Genomic DNA, 24,278 nt, shown 5'->3' with positions numbered 1-24,278 from the left:
TATACCGAAATGCAATGACCCAGGCGCAAGAAAGTAGGTCGACCAGAGCACTGATCGACCTACATGATTCGGTTAGGTTTTGTTCACGCTGCGGCTAAGCTGTATGGATCGCACGATCTTCGACGTCGAGCGCCGCCTCGTGCATCGCTTCGGAAAGAGTCGGGTGAGCGTGACAGGTTCGTGCGATGTCTTCGCTCGACGCGCCGAACTCCATCGCTGCCGCGGCTTCGGCAATCAAGTCGCCCGCGCGGTTGCCAATGATGTGGACACCTAGCACGCGATCCGTTTTCGCGTCCGCCAAAATCTTGACTCGGCCGCCCGTATCGCCAAGCGTCCTGGCCCGGCCGTTGGCACCGAATGGGCAAACGCCTTTCTTGTACTCGGTGCCGGCTTCCTTCAGTTGCTCTTCGGTTTTGCCGACCATCGCAATTTCGGGGTTCGTGTAAACGACCGCCGGGATCACGTCGTAGTTCATGTGGCTCTTGATCCCAGCCATGCGTTCGACGCAAACGATCCCTTCTTCCATCGCTTTGTGAGCAAGCATGGCACCGCCGATGCAATCGCCGGTCGCGTAGACGCCTTCGACGGCGGTTTCGAAGTTTTCGTTCACCGCAATAAAGCCTCGCTTGTCCGTTTCCAGCCCGATCGATTCCAGTCCCAAGTTGTCCGTTGACGGAGTCCTTCCGGTCGACAGCAGCACTCGGTCACACTCGATCGCTTCGCCGCCCTTGATCGCAACCACGCACTTGTCGCCAACCACTTTGGCCGATTCAACGAACGTGCTCGTTCGGAAGTCGATGCCTTGCTTCTTAAACGTGCGATGAGCCAGCGAGGCCAGTTCGTTATCGAGTCCGGGCAGAATTCGGTCAAGCGCTTCCAGCACGATCACTTCGCTTCCAAGCCGGTTCCATACACTGCCAAGTTCCAGCCCGATGTATCCGCCACCGATCACGACCAGCCGTTTGGGAACTTCGGGGAACGACAGTCCGGTGGTGCTGTTGCCAATCCGATCGCCGTCCTCTTCGACCGGACGCAGGCTCGCCGGTCGGCTGCCTGCGCAGATCATCACCTGGTCGGCTTGCAACTGAATCGTCTCGCCGCCGTCCGAAGGTGAGACTTCGATGGTGTTGACGCCGCTGAACTTGCCGCGACCGCGATACGCCGTGACGCCTTTCTTCTTGAACAGCATGTCGATGCCGCCAGTCAACGCATCGACGATCCCTTCTTTGCGTTTCATCATCGCCGACAGGTCCAGCTCGACGCCGCCGACTTTGATCCCGTGGTCGGCCAGACTGTGCTTGGTTTCTTCGTACAGATGGCTGGATTCAAGCAGCGATTTGCTAGGAATACAGCCGACGCGGACACACGTCCCGCCGAAACGAGCGTTTTCGTCGATGCAAGCGACGTTGATGCCAAGTTGAGCCGCTCGGATCGCGGCGACATATCCAGCGGGGCCGCCACCGAGGACTACAAGTTCATGTCGCACCGTTTTCATAACGAATTTCGCTTTTCCTAGAGTAAAGTTCTCGCCGTCCGAGCCCGGCCACTGATCGCCAGACTGCTCCAGTTTGGCGCTAAAACAGTAACCTTGCCAGGACGGGCAATTGCGCGGAAATTTTTGGCTCATCAGTGCGCTGTTGCTTCACAGTCACTGCGGTGATTTTCCGCTGGCTAGCTGGGAATACTAGGCGGATGGCTAAGTTTCTTCTCATAGAACATCGCCCTTCCCATTTCCGGATCGAGCTCGTATCCGGCGAACCCAAACTTCTGGTAAGCACGCTGCGCAACGTGGTTCCCTTCCAGGACTTCAAGCGTCAATTTGCAGCATTTTCGTTCGACTGCTACTTCCTGGATCTTGGCAAGTAGGTCCATCGCGATTCCCTGGCGGCGAAACTCGGCAGCAACGACGAAGTCATGGATGTTCAAGATCGCTTGGCAGGAAAACGTCGAAAACCCTTCGAAGCAGATCGCCATCCCGGCTGGCACGTCGTCCGCCCAAGCCAAAACGACGACGCAATTTTCTCGGTTCCTCAGTTCATCGACCAGATGGGTTCGCGTGTGCGGCGACAATGATTTGCCGCCGCCCATAATGTCCGCAGCGTAGGTTTCGAGCAGAGACAGGGTTGCCCCGGCGTGTTCAGGTGACGATAAGTCGGCGGTTGAGATCTCGATCATGTTGGTTTCGGATCGCAATAAAGTTATTCGATGTTGGGTTGAGGGGGCAATTCTACTTTTGGGTTGCACAGCAAGTTGTGCTGCAAGTGCGACCGGAACAAAATTAGGCTGCTTGGGAAAATGGTAGCCCGACGCGGTCAAATTGTTCCAGCGGCACTAGTCGCAGCCGCAGTTTGGGGCCGATCCAGACGAAAAGGCAGACCCGTTGGTGGCATCGCCGTCCCGTTTCTACTAGTCGAGTCCGCCAATCAATTCCATGACGCGGAATCCCAGCTTCGGCATTGCCAGCGCCGCTTTAGTCGAGCCGTTGCAGCCGATGCTGTCACAGTAGGTGGCGATACGATACTTGGCGTCGACCTTTGATTCACGACGCCTGTAAAGCACGGCAGGTTCGGTAAGAATACAATTGAAAGTGCCTTAAGTTTGCGGCAGCAATCGGTTGCAAGAATTAAAGTAGACTTAGCAACTGTGGCATGGATTCCGATCTGGATTCGTCGCGGATTACTTACTTCTTTTTGACAGCTTCGTGAACAAACACCTCCTAATTTTCGTGCTGTTGATTGCGAGCGCATCCGCGAGGGCTGAAGAACCCAGGCCCAACATTGTGCTTTTCTTTGTTGACGATTTCGGTCATCGTGATTTGGCTTGCTACGGGAGCTCGCTGTACGAAACACCGCACATGGATCAATTGGCGGCGGATGGCATGCTTTTTACCAATGCTTACTCTGCCTATCCTCGGTGCGTTCCTTCGCGACAAGGCTTGCTAACAGGCAAGTATCCAGCTCGTGTGGAGTCCGATGCGGCAAAGTCGGGGCACAAAGACCACCATGTTCCGCTAGCAGAAGTGACGTTCGGCGAAGCACTCAAAGAACATGGCTACCAAACCTGTTACATCGGCAAATGGCATCTCGGACACGAGGGCGGCGGGCCGGCCGCACAAGGTTTTGACACGGTTGTCCACTCTGGATCCGCCGGTGCAACCGGCAGCTTCTTTCATCCGTTTTCGGTCGAGAAAGGTCACTCGGTAGAAAACCCGATCGACAGCAAGGAAGGCGACTATTTGATCGATAGAATGACCGACAAAGCGGTTGAGTACATTGAGGCTAACCAGCGCGAACCGTTTCTGATGGTGATGGCGCACTATGCCGTTCACACACCGATCGAAGCCCCCGAAGACGTCACTCAAAAGTACATCAAGAAGCTTCGTAAGGCCGGGGTTCCCGTGGGGGGAAGACGCGACGATGCCGATTTTGTACGCGATCGCGAAGGGATGACGAAGACGATTCAAAACAATCCAACTTACGCCGCAATGATCCAGCGCACCGACGATAGCCTCGGCCGAATCGTGAAAGCGATCGCAGCAGCGGGGATTCAAGACAACACGGTTGTCCTTCTGACTTCCGATCATGGCGGACTCTCGACGCGCGGTCTCGAAAACGGCCGAGCGGTTGCGACTTCCAACTCGCCGCTGCGACAAGGCAAGGGGTCAATCTTCGAAGGCGGAACACGGGTGCCGCTGATCGTGAAGTGGCCGGGCCACATTAGCCCTGGTTCAACGTCGCCTGTGCAGGTTACGGGAACCGACCACTACCCAACGATGCTTGAAATGGCATCTGCTGAACTTCGGCCTCATCAACACGTTGACGGACGCAGCTATGGCAAAGCGCTGCAAGGCGAAACATACCAGCGAGAACCGATGTTCTGGTACAAGTGGCAAGCTCGTCCCGACAGCACCGGCGATACACGTGCGATTTCCTTGATCGATGGGAACTGGAAAATCATTCAATGGATCGATGAAGATCTCGTGGAATTGTTTGATTTGAACGCCGACGTCGGCGAGCAGACTAACCTTGCAAGCGAACATCTCAAACGCACTCAAGCGATGCTGAAAACATTGCTAGAGACCGAGGAGTCGATCGGCAATCTTCGACAGAAAGGGCGAAAGGAATTGGATAAGCGGCTGAAAAAAGCGGCGGACAAGGCTGCTAAGTTCGGCGGTCGGAACGGACAGTAAAGCTGATTTCGCTAAACAACCGCATCGCTTCGTCAGCGCTGGCGATTGGGACCAAGAGATGGTCGTGAAAGTAGGCCGAGATAGCGTTACCGGTGATGCGGCGTTTGGCGAGCGGTTCGGTAACCGAAGCAAGAAAACCAACAGCATTGATGCTGGAGTGAATTCGCAAAGTGATCATCCGGCAGGAATAGGTATATTCGAATCCATGTGCCTCGGCATCAGCTCGCGACACGATTAGGGTCAAGCCTTCGGGGTCTTGAAACTGGCATACGGCCGAAAGTAGCGGTTCGGCCTCGAATGCTGGTTTCATCCTTGCTGGCTTCACCGTGCAATACACAACCTCACCTTCGTGAAGTTCGAGCTGCATCTATTGCAGCAATGTTCGAATGTTGGTTTCGCCGCTCATGAATCAAGCATTTGCAAATCACGAACGTGGTTTCCGTTGCTAAGCTACTTTTAAAGTGCTTATCGGGACAATCAACGAGACGATGTCATCAGCGATGCCGATTGTCGCGGCAGCCTGACCAAGAGGGTATAGCCAAAGAATTCATGAAAACGAACTGCATTGTACTGTTGGGCATCGGCCACACAAACGCCGAAGTGTTGGAACGGTGGGCCAAATCACCGATTCCGAACTGTCGGCTGGTTTGTCTGTCGAAGTTTCCGTTTGCAACTTATTCAGGGATGTTGCCTGGGACACTTGCGAATCAGTTCTCGACTGATCAAATGCAGATCGCTCTTTCACCACTGTGTCAGCTGGCGGGTGCCGAGCTGATTTTGGACGAGGTTACTGGGCTGGACACTGATCGAAATGCAATTCAATTCGCCAACCGATCGCCGCTTGCCTTCGATGTTCTTTCGATTGGGATCGGCTCAGTCCCGATCGGTGGTGACCAATTCAGCTCTGCGAATATGGTTCCCATCAAGCCAATGCAGACCTTCATAACGCGTCTGGATGAACACCTCGCTCAGTGGGCCCCAACCAGCAAGCCAGTGCGGCGAGATGGACGCGACTCGCCAGTGATCGCGGTCGTTGGCGGCGGGGTTGCCGGAGTCGAAGTTGCCTGCTGTGTTCGCGCACGGTTGCTAGAACGTTTTCCACAACGCAAACCATGCGTTCGGATCGTCACCGGTGGACAAGAGATTGCTGGCGGCATGACTGACCGATCGATCGTTAAACTTCGGCGCGAGTTGTCGAGGCAGTCGATCGAAGTCGTCACTGGGTTTCGTGTGATTGACGTCCAGGATCGTTGCCTCGTCGACGCAGACGGTCATGTACAACCAGCAGACGTCGCGATTTGGGCTACCGGAGCAGATGCGCCACCTTTGCTTCGCAAACTTAATTTGCCGACGGACGATAACGGTTTTTTGGCCACCGATACGACGCTACGTACGACGGCCGGGAAACCAATCTTTGTGGTTGGTGACAGTGGAACCATCGTATCCCACCCGTCGGCGAAAGCTGGCGTTTACGCCGTTCGCCAGGCGCCCATCCTGTGGCACAATCTGAACGCAATCGTCAATGGCCAGCCTCTGATTGAATTCATTCCGCAAAAAGACTTTCTCAAAATCCTAAACACCGGCCAAGGCAAGGCGCTTTTGCAGTACAGACAATTCAGCTTCCACGCACGCTGGTGCTGGAAGATAAAGGCTTGGATCGACCGAGGGTTCATCAACCGTTACCAAACATGACGGTCCAGCCTGTCCACCGCGAAACCTCTTCCGCCCGGATAAGCGGGACGTAGTTCATTGGTTGAGATTCAATTCGTTTTGATGCCAGAGAAGTCTAATGTTCCTTAGAAGGAATCTGACGCTATCTTCGGCCGATCTCGCCGGTGAGGGCTGCCAGTCGTTTCCCCCTTAAGTATCGAATCGAACATCCGACAAGCGATCGGGACGCAACCTGATAAGGCGACGTCAGTCCCCGCCCAGCGGGCGACAAACGAAATGCGGAACCGTAGTTCCTGGGACCTGCACTGGAGCCCAAACTTAAATAAACGCATTTTTCGGAGCGGATCTGATGCGACGTCGGCCGATTCCAATCAGCAACAGTAGTCCTAACAGAACGCCAGATGCCGGTTCCGGGACTGGAACCACTCGTGTGGTAAAGCCTATGTCAGTGAATGAAGCAACCGTCATATCACTAATAAATGAATTGGTGTTCAGCCAGCCTGTCATCAGTTCATCACGCATGTCGCGTCCCATGCTGTCCGTGATTCCTGTCAGGCCGTCGCCATTTAAGTTCTCGTTCCAGTGTCCGCCGATCGTGCCAAGACCACCTTCGACTTCAACATCTGCGGTTCCTGTTTGGGAAAACTCGTTTTGCCATGCCAACGTCGCGTTGGTTCCCAAGAATTCGCCTGTTCCATTGACGTAGACGTTGTTTTGAGTCCAGAGGCTGCCGAAGCCAATCGCGTGGGCGACTTCGTGATTTACAAGTGCTTCGAGCTCTGCGAGTGAAAGCAATGCAATGTCGTCCGAGTCAAATTCTATCGTCGCATCGGTTGCCAATACGAACCCTAAGGTGTCTTGTGCGTAATGTGTTACGCTCGCGTGTCCCAATCGGCCGCCGACTCCGTCATCAGTTGCGACAGACGCACTGATGAATACGCTGGATATCGTTTGACCGGTGTTGTAGGAGCTGCCCGGCGATGCAAAGAGCACGGTCCCGTCTTGGTATCCAGACAACCGCGATTCCCAGGTGAGTTTGGCATTCACGAACGCTGGCGCGTACGCTGGGGTTCCGGCATAATTGATGTCGATAACCAGGGCTGCGTTTGCCGCCGTCTGTCCTCGGACGCTGGCCCAAATTGCGACAAACAGCAGAGCCGAAATCAGACGCACAACGGAATGCCTTGATCGTAAGAAAGTGCCATTGCGAGCGTGAGATCACAATGGGAAACACGGCCGAAATATCTCAGTAGAAGAAGCCATGACAATGCCATGGCTTCCCTACTCAATTCGCGATACTTAGATCTAAATGATCAAGAAATCGGAACGCGTCGACGTCGTCGAATGCACCATCCTCCAACGCCGACGGCCAGGATCGCAAAGCTGGCAGGTTCGGGTATCGCTTGGACCGTAAATGACTTTGGAGCCAATGTGAGTTGTCCACCGGCAAGGTTGTAGCCGTTGACGGGGCCATTGCCAAACGTGATCGTGTTATCAAACGCACCAACGTTGGTGAAGCTAATGTTTGTGACGCCCGCGTCAGCAGCTCCAACATCAAATGAAAACTCCGCCAATTGGTACGGGCTTGCAACCGGAATTGTGATGAACGGGAACGCATTCGCGGCAAGGACACGGTTTCCACCCGAGTAGGTTCCTGCCGTGGGTGGTAAAATATTAAATCCAGTCCCATAGGTTTCCAATCCGATCGCACTGTCTACCGTCGTCGCAGCTGGGCCCGCGGCTTGCAGAGTGACCTGGAATCCTCGGAGGTCATCCGCGGTGAAGTCGGGCCCCGTTCCGGCAGCATCCACCGCACTTAAGCGAACGGTAACCGTATCACCGATTGCAAAGTCGTCGGAGAGGGCGGCGCCTTTATAGGTGTCAAGTTGCAAGACGACCGCAGCATCGCCATCGCCGGCGAGTGAGGCAATCAAGCAGATTGCAATAAACAAGCGTGACATGATTTTATTTCCTTCGGGTGTTGATTGACTGAGTGTAGCCAGGGTGGGGGGGGGCGGCAAGGCAATTCCTATAAAAGTGCTAGAGCAAATCGCCCAGCACATCAAGCAGTGCCTCGTCGAAGATATTGGAATCGTCGTCGTCTTCATCGTCCTGGACCGAATCGATCATGGCGAGTGCCATCGATTCCACCGTCGAGTCTTCCAGAATGTCTTCGTCGCTAGAGGCCTCAATCAGTGGGAAGGTTACAGGTGGGCTGCCAAAGAAGTTGCCGAAGGCGACAGATAAGTCCGACGTGTCAATGAACGCGTTGCCGGTAAAGTCCGTGAAAATGGAGTAGTTGCCGGCCGGGCCCTGGAAGAATTGTCCAAACAGGCTCGCAATGTCGGCCGTGTCCGTGATGCCGTTTTGAGTGGCATCACCCGGATTGACGACAAAGTGGAAGCTCAGTTGATTACCAGGTGATCCGGTTGCAACCGCTCCGCCGGACGGCAATGCGTCGCTGCCGTTGGTGAAGTCACCATCCAGCGGAGCCCCGCCAACCGACAGAACCGTGTCGAGGATTTTGATACTGTAGTTATCTTTTGCCAGGGCTGGAGTGGTCGCACCTGGAGTCGTGATTTCAATCAGCAATTGATTACCCATCACAGTCACGTTGTAAGTCGGCGTCGTGTCAAAACCTTGCAGGACCACGTTGGTACCTGGAATGACCGACGCGGGATCGATGTCCTTGCTGAACGTCACGATCAATTGGTTGATTTCCACCCATGGCAATGGATTGACCTGCGTTCCAGTGCCGGTCGGGATCGAGTAGCCGACCCCGGATCCCGAACCGAGTGCTTCGCCGTCGGCTAGGTCCTTGAAGTCATCGAGCCAGTTCGTCGACGAGACTTTCACATCGGTGACTTGCATCGCATCGTTGTCGATAATCACACCGGCGCCGACATCTGTCAGATCAAGTGCTGGTTCACCGACACCTGGGACGTAAGTTGATGTCATCGTGATACCGAACGCTTCGATCGATTCCAACATTGGATCGTCAACGATATCGATGGCAACTTGCAAGACCGTGCCCGCAAGGTCACCAGGGTTGAACGTCACGGTGGGTGACGCAACGGTGAAGTCTACGCCTGGGGTTGCTCCCAGAGGTGTGAAGTTCAACGTCACCGGAATCGCACTGGACGTCACCGGGATACTCGTTTGCAGAGTTACGCTTACAAAGACGGTTCCATCGCCTTCGTTCGCGGTCACATTGCCAACTTCAACGACGATATCTCCGAAGTCGTTGTCCAAGATAGTGATCGTGTCCGTGTCACAGTTGCCAGGGTCGACCTGCACCAAGTGAATCGGTGCACCGACAAGGGTGGTCGATTCGGACGTGTCGTCCAGCGTCAATGTGACTGTTTCTGGTCCCTCCGACTCTGAGTCGTCAAATGGCAGGATGTCGATTGGTACTTCTGTCACGCCTGGTGCGAAGAACACCGATCCAGCGATTGCGGTGTAGTCAAGTGTGTTCAGGGCCGAATCGCTGCTGATGTCGTAACCGACCGATACGTTGAAAGCGATCGGAGCTGGTGTGCCGAGCGGATTTGTCGGCGTAACACTGCCAGGCACAACCGAGCGTACTCGGAAGGTTGCCTTGTCGATCGGATCACCTATGCCCGTTTCGCTGGCCACATCATCAACTCCGTCAATTGACTTGATGATCAGCATTGCTGAATCGTTGTCATCAATCGTGCTGACTCCGCCAAGCGGCGATCCCAGCGTGATGCCAGGATCTCCCGCGGCGACCGCGCCGCCCGTTGTGCCGGTCAATTGCAGGTCAACGGTTTCTTGCACTTCGACGACAACATCGTCGACTACACGAAGTTCGATAGCGATCGAATTGACGCCCGCTGGAATCGTCAGTTGAGTTCCGGTGACTTCGGTGAAGTTGCCCGCACCATCGTCGGCCCAGATAGTGTAGTCAACGACTTGGTGAGCATTTGGACCAGCGATCCGTCGGGCCGTTCCGCCGGTGTTAAAGTCAACGGTCGTTGGCGTCGAACTGGTTGTTCCAGGTGACAACGCGAGTGTGTACTCGGCCTTGTCGATAGGTCCGCCTTCAGTCGTCGTGGTGACAACGGGTATCAGCGATACTTCGGCAGTGTCATCGACCGAGATTTCGATGTCTCCGTTGACCGTCACGATATCGGTGGCGTTCACCAGTCCGCCCGGCACCACGTTCGACAAGACAATGTCCAGCGTTTCACTTGGTTCGATAATCATGTCGTCGATGATGTCGACCGTGAACGTTTGAGTTTCGCCAGCGTTGCCAGCAAAATTCAAAGTGGTGGTAGGTACGGCGGTGTAATCACCAGGAGCAATAGCAGTGCCGTCCGCCGTGGCAACATCAACTGTGAAACCACCTTGGACGGCTTTGTCCAATTGGACCGTGACGGTCACCGTGCCAGCATTTTCATTGACGACTTGCGATACAACGCTGACGGTCGCTGACGCGTCATTGTCGGTGATCGAAACGGAACCATCGACAGTGCTGATCGCGCCAGCAGGTGATCCGAGAGCAAGAGGATTACTGAGCTGGATGTCCAGCAACTCAGTGCCTTCCAAGACCAAATCTTCGGTGATTGGTACGGTGAACGTTACCGTTTCACCGGCTGTGCCGGCGGTGAACGTCGCAGTTCCCGTCGTAGTCGAGTAATCCGATCCACTCGCCGTGTTGTCAGCGGTGGTGTAGTCGACCGTCAGGCCACCCTGGAAGTCCTTGTCCAGCGTCAATGTGACTGTGGCCGTTCCGTCACCTTCATTCACGGTCGTTACACTGGCCGACACGGTGGCCGAGCCATCGTTGTCGGTGATCGAAACCGAACCGTCGGCGGTGGCGATCGGACCCGCGGGTGTTGCGATAGGCAGAGGATTGCTGAGCACGATGTTCAGCGACTCCGTTCCTTCGACGATTAAATCTTCGGTGATTGGAACGGTAAATGTCACCGTTTCACCAGCTGTTCCGGCGATGAACGTTGCTGTTCCCGTGGTGGCCGAGTAATCCGAACCATCCGCTGTGTTGTCAGCCGTGGTGTAGTCGACTGTCAGGCCACCTTGGTAGTCCTTGTCTAGCGTCAATGTGACTGTGGCCGTTCCGTCACCTTCGTTGACAGTCGTCACATCGGCGGAAACCGTGGCGGTACCGTCGTTGTCGGTAATCGAAACCGAACCATCGGTGGTTGCGATCGGACCAGCCGGTGTTGCGATAGGTAGTGGATTGCTGAGCACGATGTTCAGCGACTCCGTGCCTTCCACGACCGAATCTTCGGTGATTGGTACGGTGAACGTCACCGTTTCACCAGCCATTCCAAGAGGGAACGTTGCGGTTCCAGCCGTGATCGTGTAGTCCGACCCATCCGCCGTGTTGTCGGCCGTGGAGTAGTCGACCGTCAGGCCACCTTGGTAGTCCTTGTCCAGCGTCAATGTGACTGTGGCCGTTCCGGCACCTTCATTCACGCTCGTCACGCTGGCGGAAACCGTGGCCGTACCGTCGTTGTCAGTAATGCTAACGGTCGCATCGTTGTTCGACGGATCAATCGATGAGAACGATACAGGAGCGGTATTGTTGGTCACGCCGGTCAAGGTCAGCGTGAAGTCTTCAAGGCCTTCGACGATCAGATCTTCGTTGATGGCAACCACGATCGGAACAATCTCACCGGCTATGCCAGTGAACGGAATCGATCCAGTAACGGCACCCGTTCCATAGTCATTGGCAACACCATTGGTGGCTGTGCCATCAGTCAACGAGTAGTCGACCACAAATCCACCCGGGACTGCCTTGTCGACTTGGACGTTCAACGTGACCGTTCCGGCAGCTTCGTCAACGGTCGTCGAAGCAACGGTTAAGCCGATTAAGGCCGAGTCATCATCGTTGATTTGAACTGTGTTGTTCACAAGGACGACTTGTCCGCCGATCACAAATGGTGATGCCGAGGTGAAATTCAGCCCCAAGTCGACCGTTTCAGGACCTTCGACCAACAAATCGCTGGCCGGTGTCAAGTCAATGGTTCGGGTTGCACCGTTCAAGTCTGCCGACGTGAACGTCAGGGACTGAGGTGTGAACGCGTAGTCGGCCGGCGTGGTAGCGGTGCCACCAAGGTTGTCAACGGCGTTCAGCGTAATCGTGACACCTGGGGCAAACGCTGCTGGTGCGGCGGTCGTTCCGGTTGTCGTCAACTCTACCGTGACAGGTTGTGTGCCGAGTTCTTCCTCGACTGACTGTCCCGGAACAATTGTGAACGTTGCAAAGTCGTCGTCGCCAATGATGTGCGTCGTGTCATCGTGGATCGTGGTGCTACCTGAAAGACCAAGTCCTTGGTCGGCGTTGCCCTGTTGAAGTGCAACACCAAGTCCTTGCAACTCTACCGTTAGCGATTCGTTGCCCTCGATGAGCGAGTCATCCTTTACGTTCAAGACAGGATCGTTACCACTGACGCTAGCGAGTACACCGTTCTCATCCCACAGCGTCAGGTCAAACATTCCCAGTGGGTTGCCTGCCGAATAGTCGCCTTCGGGGACGACGAACATCGCAGGCAAAAGTTGCGCTGGGTCGCTTCCGAATAGGTAGTCATTGCCAGGGTCGGCGGTGCCACCAAGTCGCTGTAGCGTTATTGTTCGATCGGCGATGCTAGTGCCAGTCAAGTCACCACGCACGATCAAGGTAGGGCCGTTTTCGCCCACGATGGGAACAACCCCAGCTTCGTTCTTGATGGATGATCCCTGCAAGAACTCGATAAGTGCATCTTCGTTATTGATGATGCCTTCGCCAACTGCATCGACGATTGCAACTTGAGGAACCGGAATGCCCAAGTCTGTGCCTGGTCCGCCGGTCAGTGGGTTAGGCGTACCTGCATTCCCGTTGTAGGTGGGTTCCGACAACGTGATGAAGAAGTTTTCATCTAGTTCAACCGCGTTGTCACCGACAACAGGAACGCTGAACGTTGTCGTCAGGTCGCCCGCAGCGATGGTGACCGTTTGTGTGGTGGTCACATAGTCGTTGTTCGCCGTCGTGGCAGTTCCGTCCGACGTCGTGATGTCGATTGTGATCGCTTGATCTGCTGGTTTGTCCAACGCGATGGTAAAGGTCGCCAAGACATTGGGATCGCCCGTGTCTGGCTCTTGCACTGTCACATCACCTGGGTTCGCCGCACCGTTGTCATCCACCACCGAGACGTTGGCAGTGTCGTCATTGACGATTTCTGCAGACTGAGCGGTCGTGATGATATCCAGCGTATCGAGGTTCGGATCTGCGTTTTGAGCATTCGACAGTGTGACCGTGAACGACTCGTTGACTTCAGCTATGTTGTCGCCTTGAACAGCCACTGTGATCGTTTTGGTGGTTTCACCCGGACCAAACGTCACAGTTCCGGATGGGAAGGCGTTGCCAACGAAGTCCAGTGGGCTGGCCGGATTAGGACCGCTACCGGTAACGGCCCAGTCGACTGTTGTGTCTTCAGTGGAACCTGTGATAAATCCTGCACGAGTGACTTCAAAGGTGTAATTGGTTGTGCCTGTGTTGCCTTCGACTTGTGGTGTCTCTGGCGATGGTTTTAGGTCCAGATCGATGTCATCGTTCAGGATCGTGATCAATCCCATCGGTCCGGTTGGCGGAGTCGTGGTCAGGATCACTCGAGCGGCATCGCTATTGCCGGGAACTGCCGTCAGGATTCCAGTTGCGGTCGTGCCGTCGTTGAAGCTGACCGTTACGGTCGCCCCGGCGATCTGATCACCAGTCACGACATCGTCGAGCCCTAGCGAATCCACATCGACTTGCCATGTCAGGCTCTCGCCTTGCATGAAATCGCTGAAGTCCATCGTCAGCAGCGAGCTTCCATCAGCTAACGTCACTGGAGTCAAGCCAGTGTCGACGTCACTACCGACGGTTGGCGTGAACGCTTGACCTGCGGATGTTCCGCCGGTGTCAAACTGAAGGTTCGCGGTGCTCAGATCAATCTGGATCTGATTAATTTGTGTAGCGGGGTTCGACGACGTATTAGTCGCTGTGAATGCATCGTTCGGTGTGCCGCTAAAGCTGTTGGCTCGGAAGAAGACGGCTGAACTGACCGCCGTATCACCGACGTCTGCAATCGCCAATTTTATCGTGTGGGCACCGGGCGTTAGGTTCAACGCTTGTGCAGTGAAGACATCCGTAAATCCATCGAAACCAAATTCGGTTAGGAATTGCGAACCTGGATCCTCATTGTCATTGAAGAACTGAGAGTTGACCGCTCCAACACCCGTATTATTTGGACCATTATTAACAGTGTCAATCGAAACGGGTGTCGTTGTTCCTGGGATCAACGCGATGTTCTGACCGTCAAGGAAGAAGGCAAATACATCGTTAAATGACGAAAATACGAAATCACTGTATTCGTCTGATGCGAAGACGAAATCGAAGAACAGGTCCCCACCTTGCGAGATGAAATCAAACTCCAAGTACGTCACATCCTCGGTGGTGTCGCCGGTCAACCCGAATTCGGCATCAAGGTCCGCATCCCCGAGTTGCGACGATTCACCGGACGACGTGCCGCCTGGCTCGGCTTCGATCGCATCTGAACCGGTCGTCAGAACGATTCCGGTTTCAATTTGAATTGACGAACCGCCTCCGGTGAAGAATCCAGACGAATTCGCGCCGCCTACATAGACTGCCGATCCTGGAACTGCCGTGATTCCGGATCCTAGTAGTCCAGCGACCAGTTGATCGGCGTCATTGGTGGTCAGCGTAATGTCAACAGGTCCGCCAGTCGGCATCGGCGGCGGGGTTTCGTTGAACGTACTACCGTCGATCGTCAGCGTGAGCTGCGAATTGAGCGGAATGCCTGTTCCGTTGATCTTGACGTCAGCCGGGTCAACGTTCGGGTCGGTCGGAACCACGTTGGAAAGTACGATGCGAAGTTGTTCGTCTGGCTCAACCACGTCATCGCCGACGATGGTAACCGTCAATGTTTGAGATTCCCCAGCAACGCCAGTGAAGGTCAGCGTGCCGCTGTCAGGGATGTAGTCATTGTTAGCGACCAATGCCGTGATGTCTTCAGTCGACCAATCAACAGTGAATCCACCTTGGACATCAACGTCCAAAGTGACGGTGACGGTGATCGTGTGGTTCACCGAATCTTCGTAGACCGTTACATCGCTGGTCGTCAGAATCGCCATGTCGTCGTTGACGATCGTGGCAGCCTGGTTGTTGCCCAGCAGGTTGATGATGTCAGCCGGGACCGTTGAAACGCCTGGCGTGTGGTTAGCGTTGGAAAGCACAACTTCAAAGCTCTCGTCAGGCTCGACGATCAATTCCTCTTCCAGTTCGACCGTGATTGTCTTGCTTGTTTCGCCAACCGCGAACGTGACGACGCCGCTTGGGAACACCCCACCAGCAAAATCAGCCGCGGTTACGGCACTGCCAGCGGCAGCAACGACGTTGTAGTCGACTGTGGTTTCACCGTCTGACAAACCGTTGCGAGTGACCACAAAGGTGAATACAGTTGCGTCACCAGGATTGCCTTCGTCTTGGCTGGCTGGTGATGCCGAACCCAGTGTGATGTCAATGTCGTCGTCGAGGATCGTGACCGTCGCATCGTCGGTGGCGACCACATCGTTGTCATCGATACTGACGTCAGTAGCATCACCGTTTGAGAGCTGAACCAGGAAGTTTTCCGTTGGCTCCACCACGCCGTCGTTGGCGATCGTGACGGTGAATGTTTGTGTTTCACCATCCGTCCCAGCGAACGTCAGCGTGCCAGTGGTTGCGGCGTAGTCGTTGGGATCAGTCGCGGAACCGTCGATGGTTGTGTAATCGACGGTGACTCCGCCCTGGACTCCACCGGTCAGCAGTACCGTCAAAGTCACCGTGCCATCGACCTCGTTGACGGACACATCTTCGACTGTGAAGGTCGCCGTGTCATCGTTTTCAATGATGGCGGTTTGGTCGTTGCCAACCAAGTCGACCGAATCGGCGGGATTCGAATCCACTTGGCCTGACAACTGGACCGTGAACTGTTCGTCCGCTTCGACGATCAAGTCTTCGGCGATCTCGATCGTGACCGTCTTGACGGTTTCAGTGGCAGCGAAGGTCAAAGTTCCCGCAGGCAGCCCACCATCAAAGTCGGCCCCATCGGCTGGCGCGGCACCGGATCCGACGACCGCGTAGTTGACCGTTGTGGTTCCGGTCAGCAGACCTGTTCGTGTGACCGTGAACGTATACGACGTTGTGTCACCAGGGTTGCCTTCGGCCTGTGTTGCGGGTGTGATCGGCGAGAGCGTCAGGTCAATGTCATCGTTTACAATCGTGACAGTCGCGGTTGCCGAAGCGTCAATGTCATTGGCGTCGATGTTGATGTTGGTAGGAGCAACGGTGTCAAGCGATACGTTGATCGTTTCGTCGTTTTCAACTTTGTCGTCGTTGTTGATCGTAATGACGAACGTTTCTTCTTCCCCGTCGGTGCCAGCAAAGGTCAAAGTACCTGCTGCCGCGTTGTAGTCGTTGTCGGCAAGGGTCGCGGTTCCGTCGGCGGTTAAGTAGTTAACGCTAACGCCACCTTGAACAGCACCGTTCAGCTTGACCGTAACGGTTGCCGTCCCGGCAGCCTCGTTGACGCTGATGTCAGCGATGCTGAAGAACGCTGAGTCGTCGTTTTCAATGATCGCCGTTTGTGGACTATCAACCACATCCACGCTGTCGGCCGGAGTCGAATCGCTCTGACCCGATAACGTCACGGTGAACTCTTCGTCCGCTTCGACGATCAAGTCTTCTTCGATTTCGATCGTGACTGTCTTGACCGTTTCGGTAGGAGCAAACGTCAATGTGCCAGACGCCAACCCGCCGTCAAAATCAACGACGTCAGCCGCCGTGGCACCGCTGCCGGTGACGGCGTAATTGACAGTCGTGGTTCCTGTCGTCAGACCCGTGCGAGTGACGGTGAAAGTGTAAGTCGTCGTGTCGCCAGGGTTGCCTTCGGCCTGAGTCGCAGGAACGATCGCCGAGAGAGTCAGATCAATGTCGTCATTCAGGATCGTGACAGTGCCGATGTCGCTGACATCGACTTGCGATGGATTTACCGTTGCGACCGGTGGCATGACGTTGTTGTTGGTGCCGGGCACAATTGTGCCGAGTTTGACCGTAAAGGACTCGTCGTCCTCGACCACGTCGTCGTTGAAGATTGGGATCGTGATGTTGACCACTTCGCCAATCGTTCCATTGAATGTTAGTACTCCGCCAGTGTTGTTGTAGTCGTCCGGCAGTCCGCTGCCGCCAGTAGCTGTGTCACCTACCATGCCCAAGGTATACGGCACCGTGAAGCCGTTCTGTACGGCCTTGTCCAAAGTGACCGTGATCGTTGCGGTTCCATCAGCTTCGTTGACGGTTACGTCGCCCACGGTCAGGACCGCAGCATCGTCGTCAATGATGTCCAAGCTGGCGGAATCGGCAACGCCGATTGTGACGTCGCCCGAATTGAGTGTGGCGCCCGATGGAATGTGCGGTGCGACCGTGAATCCCGTCAGTGTTGCGACCACGTTTTCGGTGCCTTCGATGACCATATCGTCGATCACATCGACCGACGCTATTTCGCTTTGGTCACCCGCCGAGAAGTTCACGACATTCAGCGAACTGTTTTGGTAGTCCAAGTTGCCGATGCCAATTCCCGAATTGGATGCGGTGCCGTTATCGTTCAGTGGATTGCCGACGCCATCGGTCAAAGTGACCGAGATGATGTTTTGGCTTGGGTTGGACAACTTGACTTCGAACAAACCGTTGATGATTGCTTCGTTGGTTAGTGCACCATCGTTGCCTTCTTGCGCGTCCATCAACTTCATGATGGTGATTTCAGTCGTATTGTCATCGACGATCGTCGTCTGAACCGTGTTAGGCCCATTCGCTGTCACCTGTGGTGGTCCACCGACGCTGCCACCCGGATTCGAGATCATGATCTCAAAGGTCTCGTCGGGCTCGACATAGTTGGACAGGTGCTTCAGCGGGCCAGCACCCTGTTCAAAACCATCGTCTTCAAATGTATTGAGTTCGATCGTCAAAGCCGGTGCTGTCGTGGTGCTGTCGCCGTAGTAGGTGACCTTGCCAGCACTGAATCCAAACGAATTGTCATCACCGGTAGTCGTGCCAGCAGCCGTATTGTAAGCATCGACGGCATCTTGAACCGCCATGCCGAGCGGATTGAGTTCGTTGAGCGACTGGTCGGATTCTTCATCAAAGTCATTCAACGAGATCGGTGCAAGCAGAGCCATTCCGATCTGGATCGTTGCCGTGTCGCCAGCTTGCAAAGCCGCATTGCCCAGCGGCATTGCACCGCCGGTTCCGTCAAGTGTCAACACATAGGTTGCCGCATCACCTTCGTCGATAAATCCAGACGACGTTTCAACCAACGTCCAGTTTACGGAGTCATTGTCGATGATTTCCGTTTGGACACTGTCTTGTCCGCTGGCGACCGCATCTTCATCGACGCGAATATCGGCACTCGTCGTGCTGCCTGCGTTGTCGATCACCAGCGTGAAATTCTCGCTGCCTTCAACGAGCGTGTCGTCGATGGCCGTTAGCATGACGACGATGTCAGCCATCGCGGTAACGCCGTCACCGGTGTAAGTAAGCTTATTGCCAGTCAGATCAAGATCCGCACGACCGGCGGCAACAACGCCAACGGCAGCTAAAAAACTGTCGTAGTCCGACGAATTGGTATCAGTCGGGGCGGGACCATCGACTTGAGCCAAGTCAATCGTGGCGGTTTCGCCGGCCTGCAAAATGAATGGGCCAGTCCCAAATCCGTCGCCGTCTAAATCGACCGTATAGGTCACATCGTTTCCTTCCACAACGGAGGGAAGATTGCTGCTGATCGACCAAGTAGCGAAATCGTTGTCTGCAATGGCCGTTTGGACGCTCGCGCTGCCGGCGTCCAACTGAATATCAGCGTTTGTCGTGGTTCCGGGAGTAGCCAGGGTGACCGTGAAATTCTCTGGTCCTTCGACTAGTGAATCTTCAGTTGCGGTAATCGCGACGACAATGTTTGTCATCGCCGTTGCACCGTCACCGGTATAGGTCAGCACGTTTCCGACAAGTGTCAAGTCGGCGCGACCCGCGGCGATTATCCCCAACTCGGTCAAGAAGCTATCGTAGTCTGCCGATGTTGTGGGATCGGCCGGACCGTCAGTTTGAGCGACGACGATGGAGGCAGTCTCACCAGCCTGCAAGACAAATGGTCCAGCACCAGCTCCCGTAGTCGAACCGGTCAGCGAGATCGTGTAACTGGCATCGGCTCCTTCGGCCACGTTGGCGTCGCCAACGATCGACCAAGTCGCCAAGTCATTATCGGCAATCGCCGTTTGGACGCTTGCGATGCCAGCAGCCAACTGAATGTTGGCGTTGGTCGTGGTTCCAGGAGTCGCCAATGTGACCGTGTAATTTTCGGGACCTTCGACCAAGAAATCTTCGGTCGCAGTAATTGCAACCACAATGTCAGCCATTGCCGTCGTGCCATCACCGGTGTAGGTCAGGACGCTACCGGTCAGGTCCAAGTCGGCGCGACTCGCGGCGATCAGACCCAATTCGGCCAAGAAACTATCGTAGTCCGCGGACGTTGTTGCGTCGGCAGGGCCGTCAGTTTGAGCGACGACGATGGAGGCAGTCTCACCAGCCTGCAAGACAAATGGTCCAGCACCAGCTCCCGTAGTCGAACCGGTCAGCGAGATCGTGTAACTGGCATCGGCTCCTTCGGCCACGTTGGCGTCGCCAACGATCGACCAAGTCGCCAAGTCATTATCGGCAATCTGTGTTTGAACGCTCGAATTGCCAGCATCCAATTGGATATCAGCGTTGGTCGTGGTTCCAGGTGTCGCCAATGTGACGGTGAAATTCTCAGGACCTTCGACCAAGAAATCTTCGGTCGCCGTGAGATCGTTGACAACAATGTCTGCCATCGCAGTCGCACCGTCACCGGTGTAAGTCAGCACGTTGCCAACCAGCGTCAAGTCAGCACGTCCAGCAGCAATCACTCCAACCGCCGTCAAGAAACTGTCGTAGTCGGCCGCGGTTGTTGGGTCGGCAGGACCATCGGTTTGCGAAATGACAATCGAAGCAGTCTCACCAGCCTGCAAGACAAATGGTCCAGCACCAGCACCCGTTGTCGAACCCGTCAGCGAGATCGTGTAACTGGCATCGGCTCCTTCGGCCACGTTGGCATCGCCGACGATCGACCAGGTTGCCAAGTCGTTATCTGCAATCGCCGTTTGAACGCTCGCGTTGCCCGCATCCAATTGAATGTCGGCACCGGTGGTCGTGCCAGGAGTTGACAAAGTCACCGTGTAGTTTTCGGGACCTTCGACCAAGAAATCTTCGGTCGCAGTAATTGCAACCACGATGTCGGCCATTGCCGTGGTGCCATCACCTGTGTAAGTCAGCGTGTTGCCGACCAATGTCAAGTCGGCACGACCGGCGACAATGAGCCCTAGTTCGGTCAAGAAATTGTCGTAGTCGGCAGCTGTGGTCGCGTCGGCAGGACCATTCGTCTGGGCCAAATCGATGGTGGCCGTTTCCATGTTCTGCAAGATGAACGGTCCGGTTCCACTTCCCGATCCAGTCAATGAGATCGTGTAGGTCGCGTCAGCGCCTTCGGTGACATTGGTAGAACCGGTAATTGACCAGGTTGCCAGATCATTGTCCGTGATCGTCACGGTGTCATTTAGCGTGTCGACTTGACTGTTAAGTCGTCCAGTGGGACTAAGAGCACCCGGGTCAACTTGACTTCGAACGTTGACGATTTCTAGGTCAACGGTCTCGGGTCCCTCGACGAGCGAGTCATCTTCGGTCGTCAGGTCGAACGGCAACACCAAGGCGCCATCTGCCACGAAATCGTGACTGTCGTCCAATAAAATCGTGTCGTCAACGAACGAATAATCCGCCGGTGTGACTGCAGTGCTGCTGCCTGTGGCGTCTTGGATCGTGAATTCGATGGACGTGTTTGGTGTTAGGACGGCGGTGTTGTCGAACGTGACGCCGCCGTCGGTGGAGGTTTCGACGATGATATCGCCGGTGACCGGGTTGCCTTCCTCGACGGAATCAGGATTCGCAACAATGCTGATTCGGATGCGATCATCATCTTGGATGATGTGCGTGGTGCCGGAACGTTGTCCCGAGTCGCCGTTGATGTTGGCGACTCGCAAAGCATCACCGAGGCCATTGGTGAAGTTAAAACTGAGACCTTCGTCACCTTCGATCAAATTGTCTTGAAAGATTTCAAGTACCGGGCTAGTGAAACCTGCGTCACCGCTGACACGACCAAGCGAGTCGACTTTGGTGAGATCGAATTCACCAACGGTCGCGCTATAGTTGCCCTCGGGAATGACGAAGTCAGGATTGGTAGGATCTAAGTCCAGCGTGAAATCGTTCGCTGCACCGGCAGTTGCGGATCCGGCAGTCAACGAGAAGTCCAGCCCGCGATAGCGAGCGGGGATGCCAGTCAGATCACCACGAACCAAGACGGTTGGTCGTGTGTTGGTGGGTGACGATGTTTCGCCATCGGAGCTGCTGGCTAATTCAAACTCGACCTCGACAAGCCCGGCGGTAAACAACATCACATCGTTTTGGCCAGTACCACCGATATAAGTCAGAATCAAATCACGGCCACCCAACGTGATCTGCGATCCTTCTGGCAGACCGGCAAAAGTACCGACCACAGGGTCAGTTCCATCGTTGTCGATGATCGTGTAGACACCCGTCGCACTCAGGCCACCAAGCGAAGAGAGGCTCAATGTTGCACCAGTGATGTTGACGCCACCCGTGCCGCCGCTGATCACCACTTGGTCGTGACCACCTGGATTGCCAGCTCCCAGCGAGCCATCGATTTCGATGGCAAGCGTGTCGCCGCTATTAAGCGTCAAACTGCCCATCGTTAATGTGCCGATGCTCGCACCAGGCGAGACAAGTCCATTTTGGCTAAAGTTGACACCATCGACTTCTCCGATGATTGCCAAGTTTCCCTTCAACGTTCCGTCTTCGATTACAACAGTTGCGTCGACAATGCCGTCGCCGGTCAGCACATCCGGGCCTAGCAAATTTACAGTCGTCAAAGCGCCGATCGCCGTCAAAGTTCCGTCAACGGTGGTCATCGGGCCAAGCTGTGAACCGTTCAAATCAGATAATTCAAGCGTCGCCCCGGCATCTACTGTGACATTCGCACCAGTTCCGGAATATCCGAGAATGGCAGAGACATCACCTATGGCCAGCGTTTGTCCGGCTGTGTCGGCGTGAATGATCGCGGCGCCGGTTGCGGTCATGGCTGCCGCAACGGTGCCGTAGCCGGACAGGGCCTCACCGGTCAGGTTCGCAACGCCGGACGTGGCGCTGTTCAGCCCAGTGATCGTTCCACCAGCGAGCGTGTACGAGTCGGTTTGGTTGCCGCCGTTGATGAACAAGTCGCCAGTGAAGTTCGCTGTCAAATCAACGACTTCGATATCGTCTGCGCCATCACTCAAGTTGACCGTCATCGACCCGCTAGGTGCTGCAAAGGTAGTGTCCTCGAATGTGCCGTTGAGACTATCCAACAATAAATTCGCTCCGCTGGTTGTCAGCAACACGTCGTCGCCTGTTGCGGGCAAGTTGAAGATCACATCCGTCGGCGTACCCGCAGCGATCAATACTGGTTCGAGCCCTGTGAAGCTGATCGTCTCACCATTACCAACCCCTGCACCACCATCAAACACCACGTTCCCGCTCTGCGGTCCGGTGTGGTTGATCGTTTGCAATGATGACGATCCGCCGATGATCTCAAGTTCATCGTTTTCGCCAGCGCCACCACTGCCACCATTAAAGGTCACAGGGACGCCAATTCCGCCGGTCACGTCGACGGTCAGCAAATCGCTGCCTGGACCTCCATTCACCGTAATGGTCGCTGGCGTAGGTCCACTAATCGCCCTTCCATCGCTCGATAAAGTCCAACCAAGAGGAACGCTCTTAAACTCCGCGCCGGTAACGTTGGTTACATGTTGAACAGTAACTTCCCCTCCGCTTTGCGAAATGAGGAATTCATTATCTGAATTGGCGCTTAAATCGGAGATGACTAAATTCCCGGAATTTAACTGTGCATCCAGATCGCCACTAAGCGCATAAACATAATTGGTTTTCGTCACGTCAATATGGTCTCGAACCCACGCTGATCTAGCTGGACCACCGGAAGGATCATCGTAGCCCGGAGCTCCAGTGTCGAGCTTGTAGTCTTGACCGAAAGGCGGCAGAGTGGGTTCACCCCATCCGTCGTATAAACCAGTTTGAGTGGGAAATCCCGTGTTGTTCACAGAGATCAAATAATCAGAGATGTCCCCACCAAAATTTAATACTGCTGCCTCTCTTGCGGAATAAACGGCTGGGTTAGTGGTCCAATGCGGTCCATCGCCAACATCGTAGCTTCCGATTAGGTTAGCAGCCAGCAACATCCGTTGCTCAAGCGTTTCAGGGTTGAGTCGACTTCGTGTTGTGCTGCTTCGCTTGCTGCTATCTCGCCGCTTCTTGTTCTTGTCTTTCTTTTTGAACATGAAGGGCAGTCCCATCATGAACGGTGCGATGGGTTGTTGGCGTCGAACGATCGTCACGGGTGGGTTCAGGATGAAGCTGATGATGGCGGCTAGACCTAGTCCGACTCGCGTTAGCCAGGCGCCGCGCAGCGCTTTACGGTAACGCTTGATCCTTGCCTCGCGTTGTTCGACCCATCGCACTCGGCGCGCTTCCAATTTTGCCGCCCATTGCATCGACCGCTGGCGAATCTTTTCTCGTCGGCTGGAACCCATGTTTGCCGAACGGAATGCTGCTGAAACGAATCGTGATGTCATGGCTGGCTCTCTTCAATCTTGGTGGAGTGTCTTGGACTTAATGACGCGCGAACTGTTGGATTCGCTGCTGAATGAAGGCGTGTTGAGAACGTTTCAAGTGGGGGTGAAGGTGGGGAGCAGGACTAGTGGCCTCTTCCGGGTGTTGTCGATGCACCCACTCCGTATGGGTGGTAATGTACCTATGCCCCCCACCAGTTGCAACGATTGCAACGAAAATTCTGTCAAGGTTAATTTTTTATTTTTTAACGACTATGGGGGCTTTGGTTCGGAATCATGCCAAACAACGTGAATTCGCCAGTGCTTGACGGATCGGGTACCCCGAAAATCTCTGGTTTTTGAGGGAACTTTTTTCTTGGCTTCTCTAGTGAGGTGTCGGGGATACATCAAATGGGTGTCCCGGATGGCTCGGTTCGGGGTCTGGTTTAGGTGGTCGTCAGGAACTGGGGGGTAAGCCTGGACGCGGAATGCGGCGTGATTAAGCCCGAGATGGACTCTGTTGCGAAGAAGAACTTGGCCGGTATCGGAGGTGGCTTTTGTGAGTGCTGTAAACTTGTTGCGATCACAAGGCGTTGTCGCCGCCAGATCGCAACGGAGA

The 24,278-nt window shown here is 54.9% G+C and carries 9 protein-coding genes; 2 read left to right on the top strand and 7 right to left on the bottom strand.

From position 1 onward, the window contains the following. Positions 1 to 94 precede the first annotated feature (94 nt). The 3 genes from lpdA to Poly59_RS30010 all read right to left on the bottom strand — a co-directional run bounded on the left by lpdA (position 95) and on the right by Poly59_RS30010 (position 2,559). Positions 95 to 1,495, bottom strand: coding sequence for a dihydrolipoyl dehydrogenase (lpdA, locus tag Poly59_RS28950; protein ID WP_146537524.1), 1,401 nt, complete (start codon positions 1,493 to 1,495; stop codon positions 95 to 97). 176 nt (positions 1,496 to 1,671) lie between these two features. Beyond that, the gene (locus tag Poly59_RS28945; RefSeq protein ID WP_146537523.1) at positions 1,672 to 2,175 is read right to left on the bottom strand and encodes a GNAT family N-acetyltransferase; all 504 of its coding nucleotides are present in this window, start codon (positions 2,173 to 2,175) and stop codon (positions 1,672 to 1,674) included. A gap of 231 nt (positions 2,176 to 2,406) precedes the next feature. Next, entirely contained in the window at positions 2,407 to 2,559 is a 153-nt protein-coding gene (locus Poly59_RS30010) for a rhodanese-like domain-containing protein (RefSeq protein WP_222436190.1), read from the bottom strand. 220 nt (positions 2,560 to 2,779) lie between these two features. Here Poly59_RS30010 and Poly59_RS28935 point away from each other — a divergent pair, with 220 nt between their 5' ends. After that, positions 2,780 to 4,189 (top strand): sulfatase, encoded by a 1,410-nt coding sequence (locus tag Poly59_RS28935; protein WP_246152015.1) that lies wholly within the window; start codon positions 2,780 to 2,782, stop codon positions 4,187 to 4,189. On the opposite strand, the gene Poly59_RS28930 is transcribed toward Poly59_RS28935, so the two are convergent. Then, a complete protein-coding gene (locus Poly59_RS28930) occupies positions 4,161 to 4,556 on the bottom strand; it encodes an ACT domain-containing protein (RefSeq protein WP_222436189.1) in 396 nt (131 codons plus the stop codon). The genes Poly59_RS28935 and Poly59_RS28930 overlap by 29 nt on opposite strands. Before the next feature lie 182 nt (positions 4,557 to 4,738). On the opposite strand from Poly59_RS28930, the gene Poly59_RS28925 reads away from it, so the two are divergent. Beyond that, a complete protein-coding gene (locus Poly59_RS28925) occupies positions 4,739 to 5,881 on the top strand; it encodes an FAD-dependent oxidoreductase (RefSeq protein WP_146537521.1) in 1,143 nt (380 codons plus the stop codon). A 297-nt stretch (positions 5,882 to 6,178) separates the two neighbouring features. On the opposite strand, the gene Poly59_RS28920 is transcribed toward Poly59_RS28925, so the two are convergent. From Poly59_RS28920 to Poly59_RS28910, 3 genes are all read right to left on the bottom strand, one after another. Further along, entirely contained in the window at positions 6,179 to 7,033 is an 855-nt protein-coding gene (locus tag Poly59_RS28920; protein WP_146537520.1) for a leishmanolysin-related zinc metalloendopeptidase, read from the bottom strand. Positions 7,034 to 7,173: 140 nt separating this feature from the next. Then, on the bottom strand, positions 7,174 to 7,821 hold the full coding sequence (locus Poly59_RS28915) for a PEP-CTERM sorting domain-containing protein (protein ID WP_186776586.1): 648 nt from the start codon (positions 7,819 to 7,821) through the stop codon (positions 7,174 to 7,176). 79 nt (positions 7,822 to 7,900) lie between these two features. Next, complete coding sequence (locus Poly59_RS28910) at positions 7,901 to 23,683, bottom strand: Calx-beta domain-containing protein (protein WP_146537518.1); 15,783 nt, start codon at positions 23,681 to 23,683, stop codon at positions 7,901 to 7,903. Positions 23,684 to 24,278: the final 595 nt, after the last annotated feature.

Origin of the sequence: Rubripirellula reticaptiva (genome assembly GCF_007860175.1) — a bacterium.
Classification (GTDB): domain Bacteria; phylum Planctomycetota; class Planctomycetia; order Pirellulales; family Pirellulaceae; genus Rubripirellula; species Rubripirellula reticaptiva.
The sequence above is the reverse complement of the archived record's forward strand: the minus strand, read 5'-3'. Positions and strand labels throughout refer to the sequence as shown.

Excerpts from the sequence above, each read along its gene's own strand:
- Poly59_RS28925 (WP_146537521.1), top strand. The coding sequence starts at position 4,739 with ATGAAAACGAACTGCATTGTACTGTTGGGCATCGGCCACACAAACGCC.
- lpdA (WP_146537524.1), bottom strand. The coding sequence starts at position 1,495 with ATGAAAACGGTGCGACATGAACTTGTAGTCCTCGGTGGCGGCCCCGCT.
- Poly59_RS28930 (WP_222436189.1), bottom strand. The coding sequence starts at position 4,556 with ATGCAGCTCGAACTTCACGAAGGTGAGGTTGTGTATTGCACGGTGAAG.
- Poly59_RS28945 (WP_146537523.1), bottom strand. The coding sequence starts at position 2,175 with ATGATCGAGATCTCAACCGCCGACTTATCGTCACCTGAACACGCCGGG.
- Poly59_RS28915 (WP_186776586.1), bottom strand. The coding sequence starts at position 7,821 with ATGTCACGCTTGTTTATTGCAATCTGCTTGATTGCCTCACTCGCCGGC.
- Poly59_RS28910 (WP_146537518.1), bottom strand. The coding sequence starts at position 23,683 with ATGACATCACGATTCGTTTCAGCAGCATTCCGTTCGGCAAACATGGGT.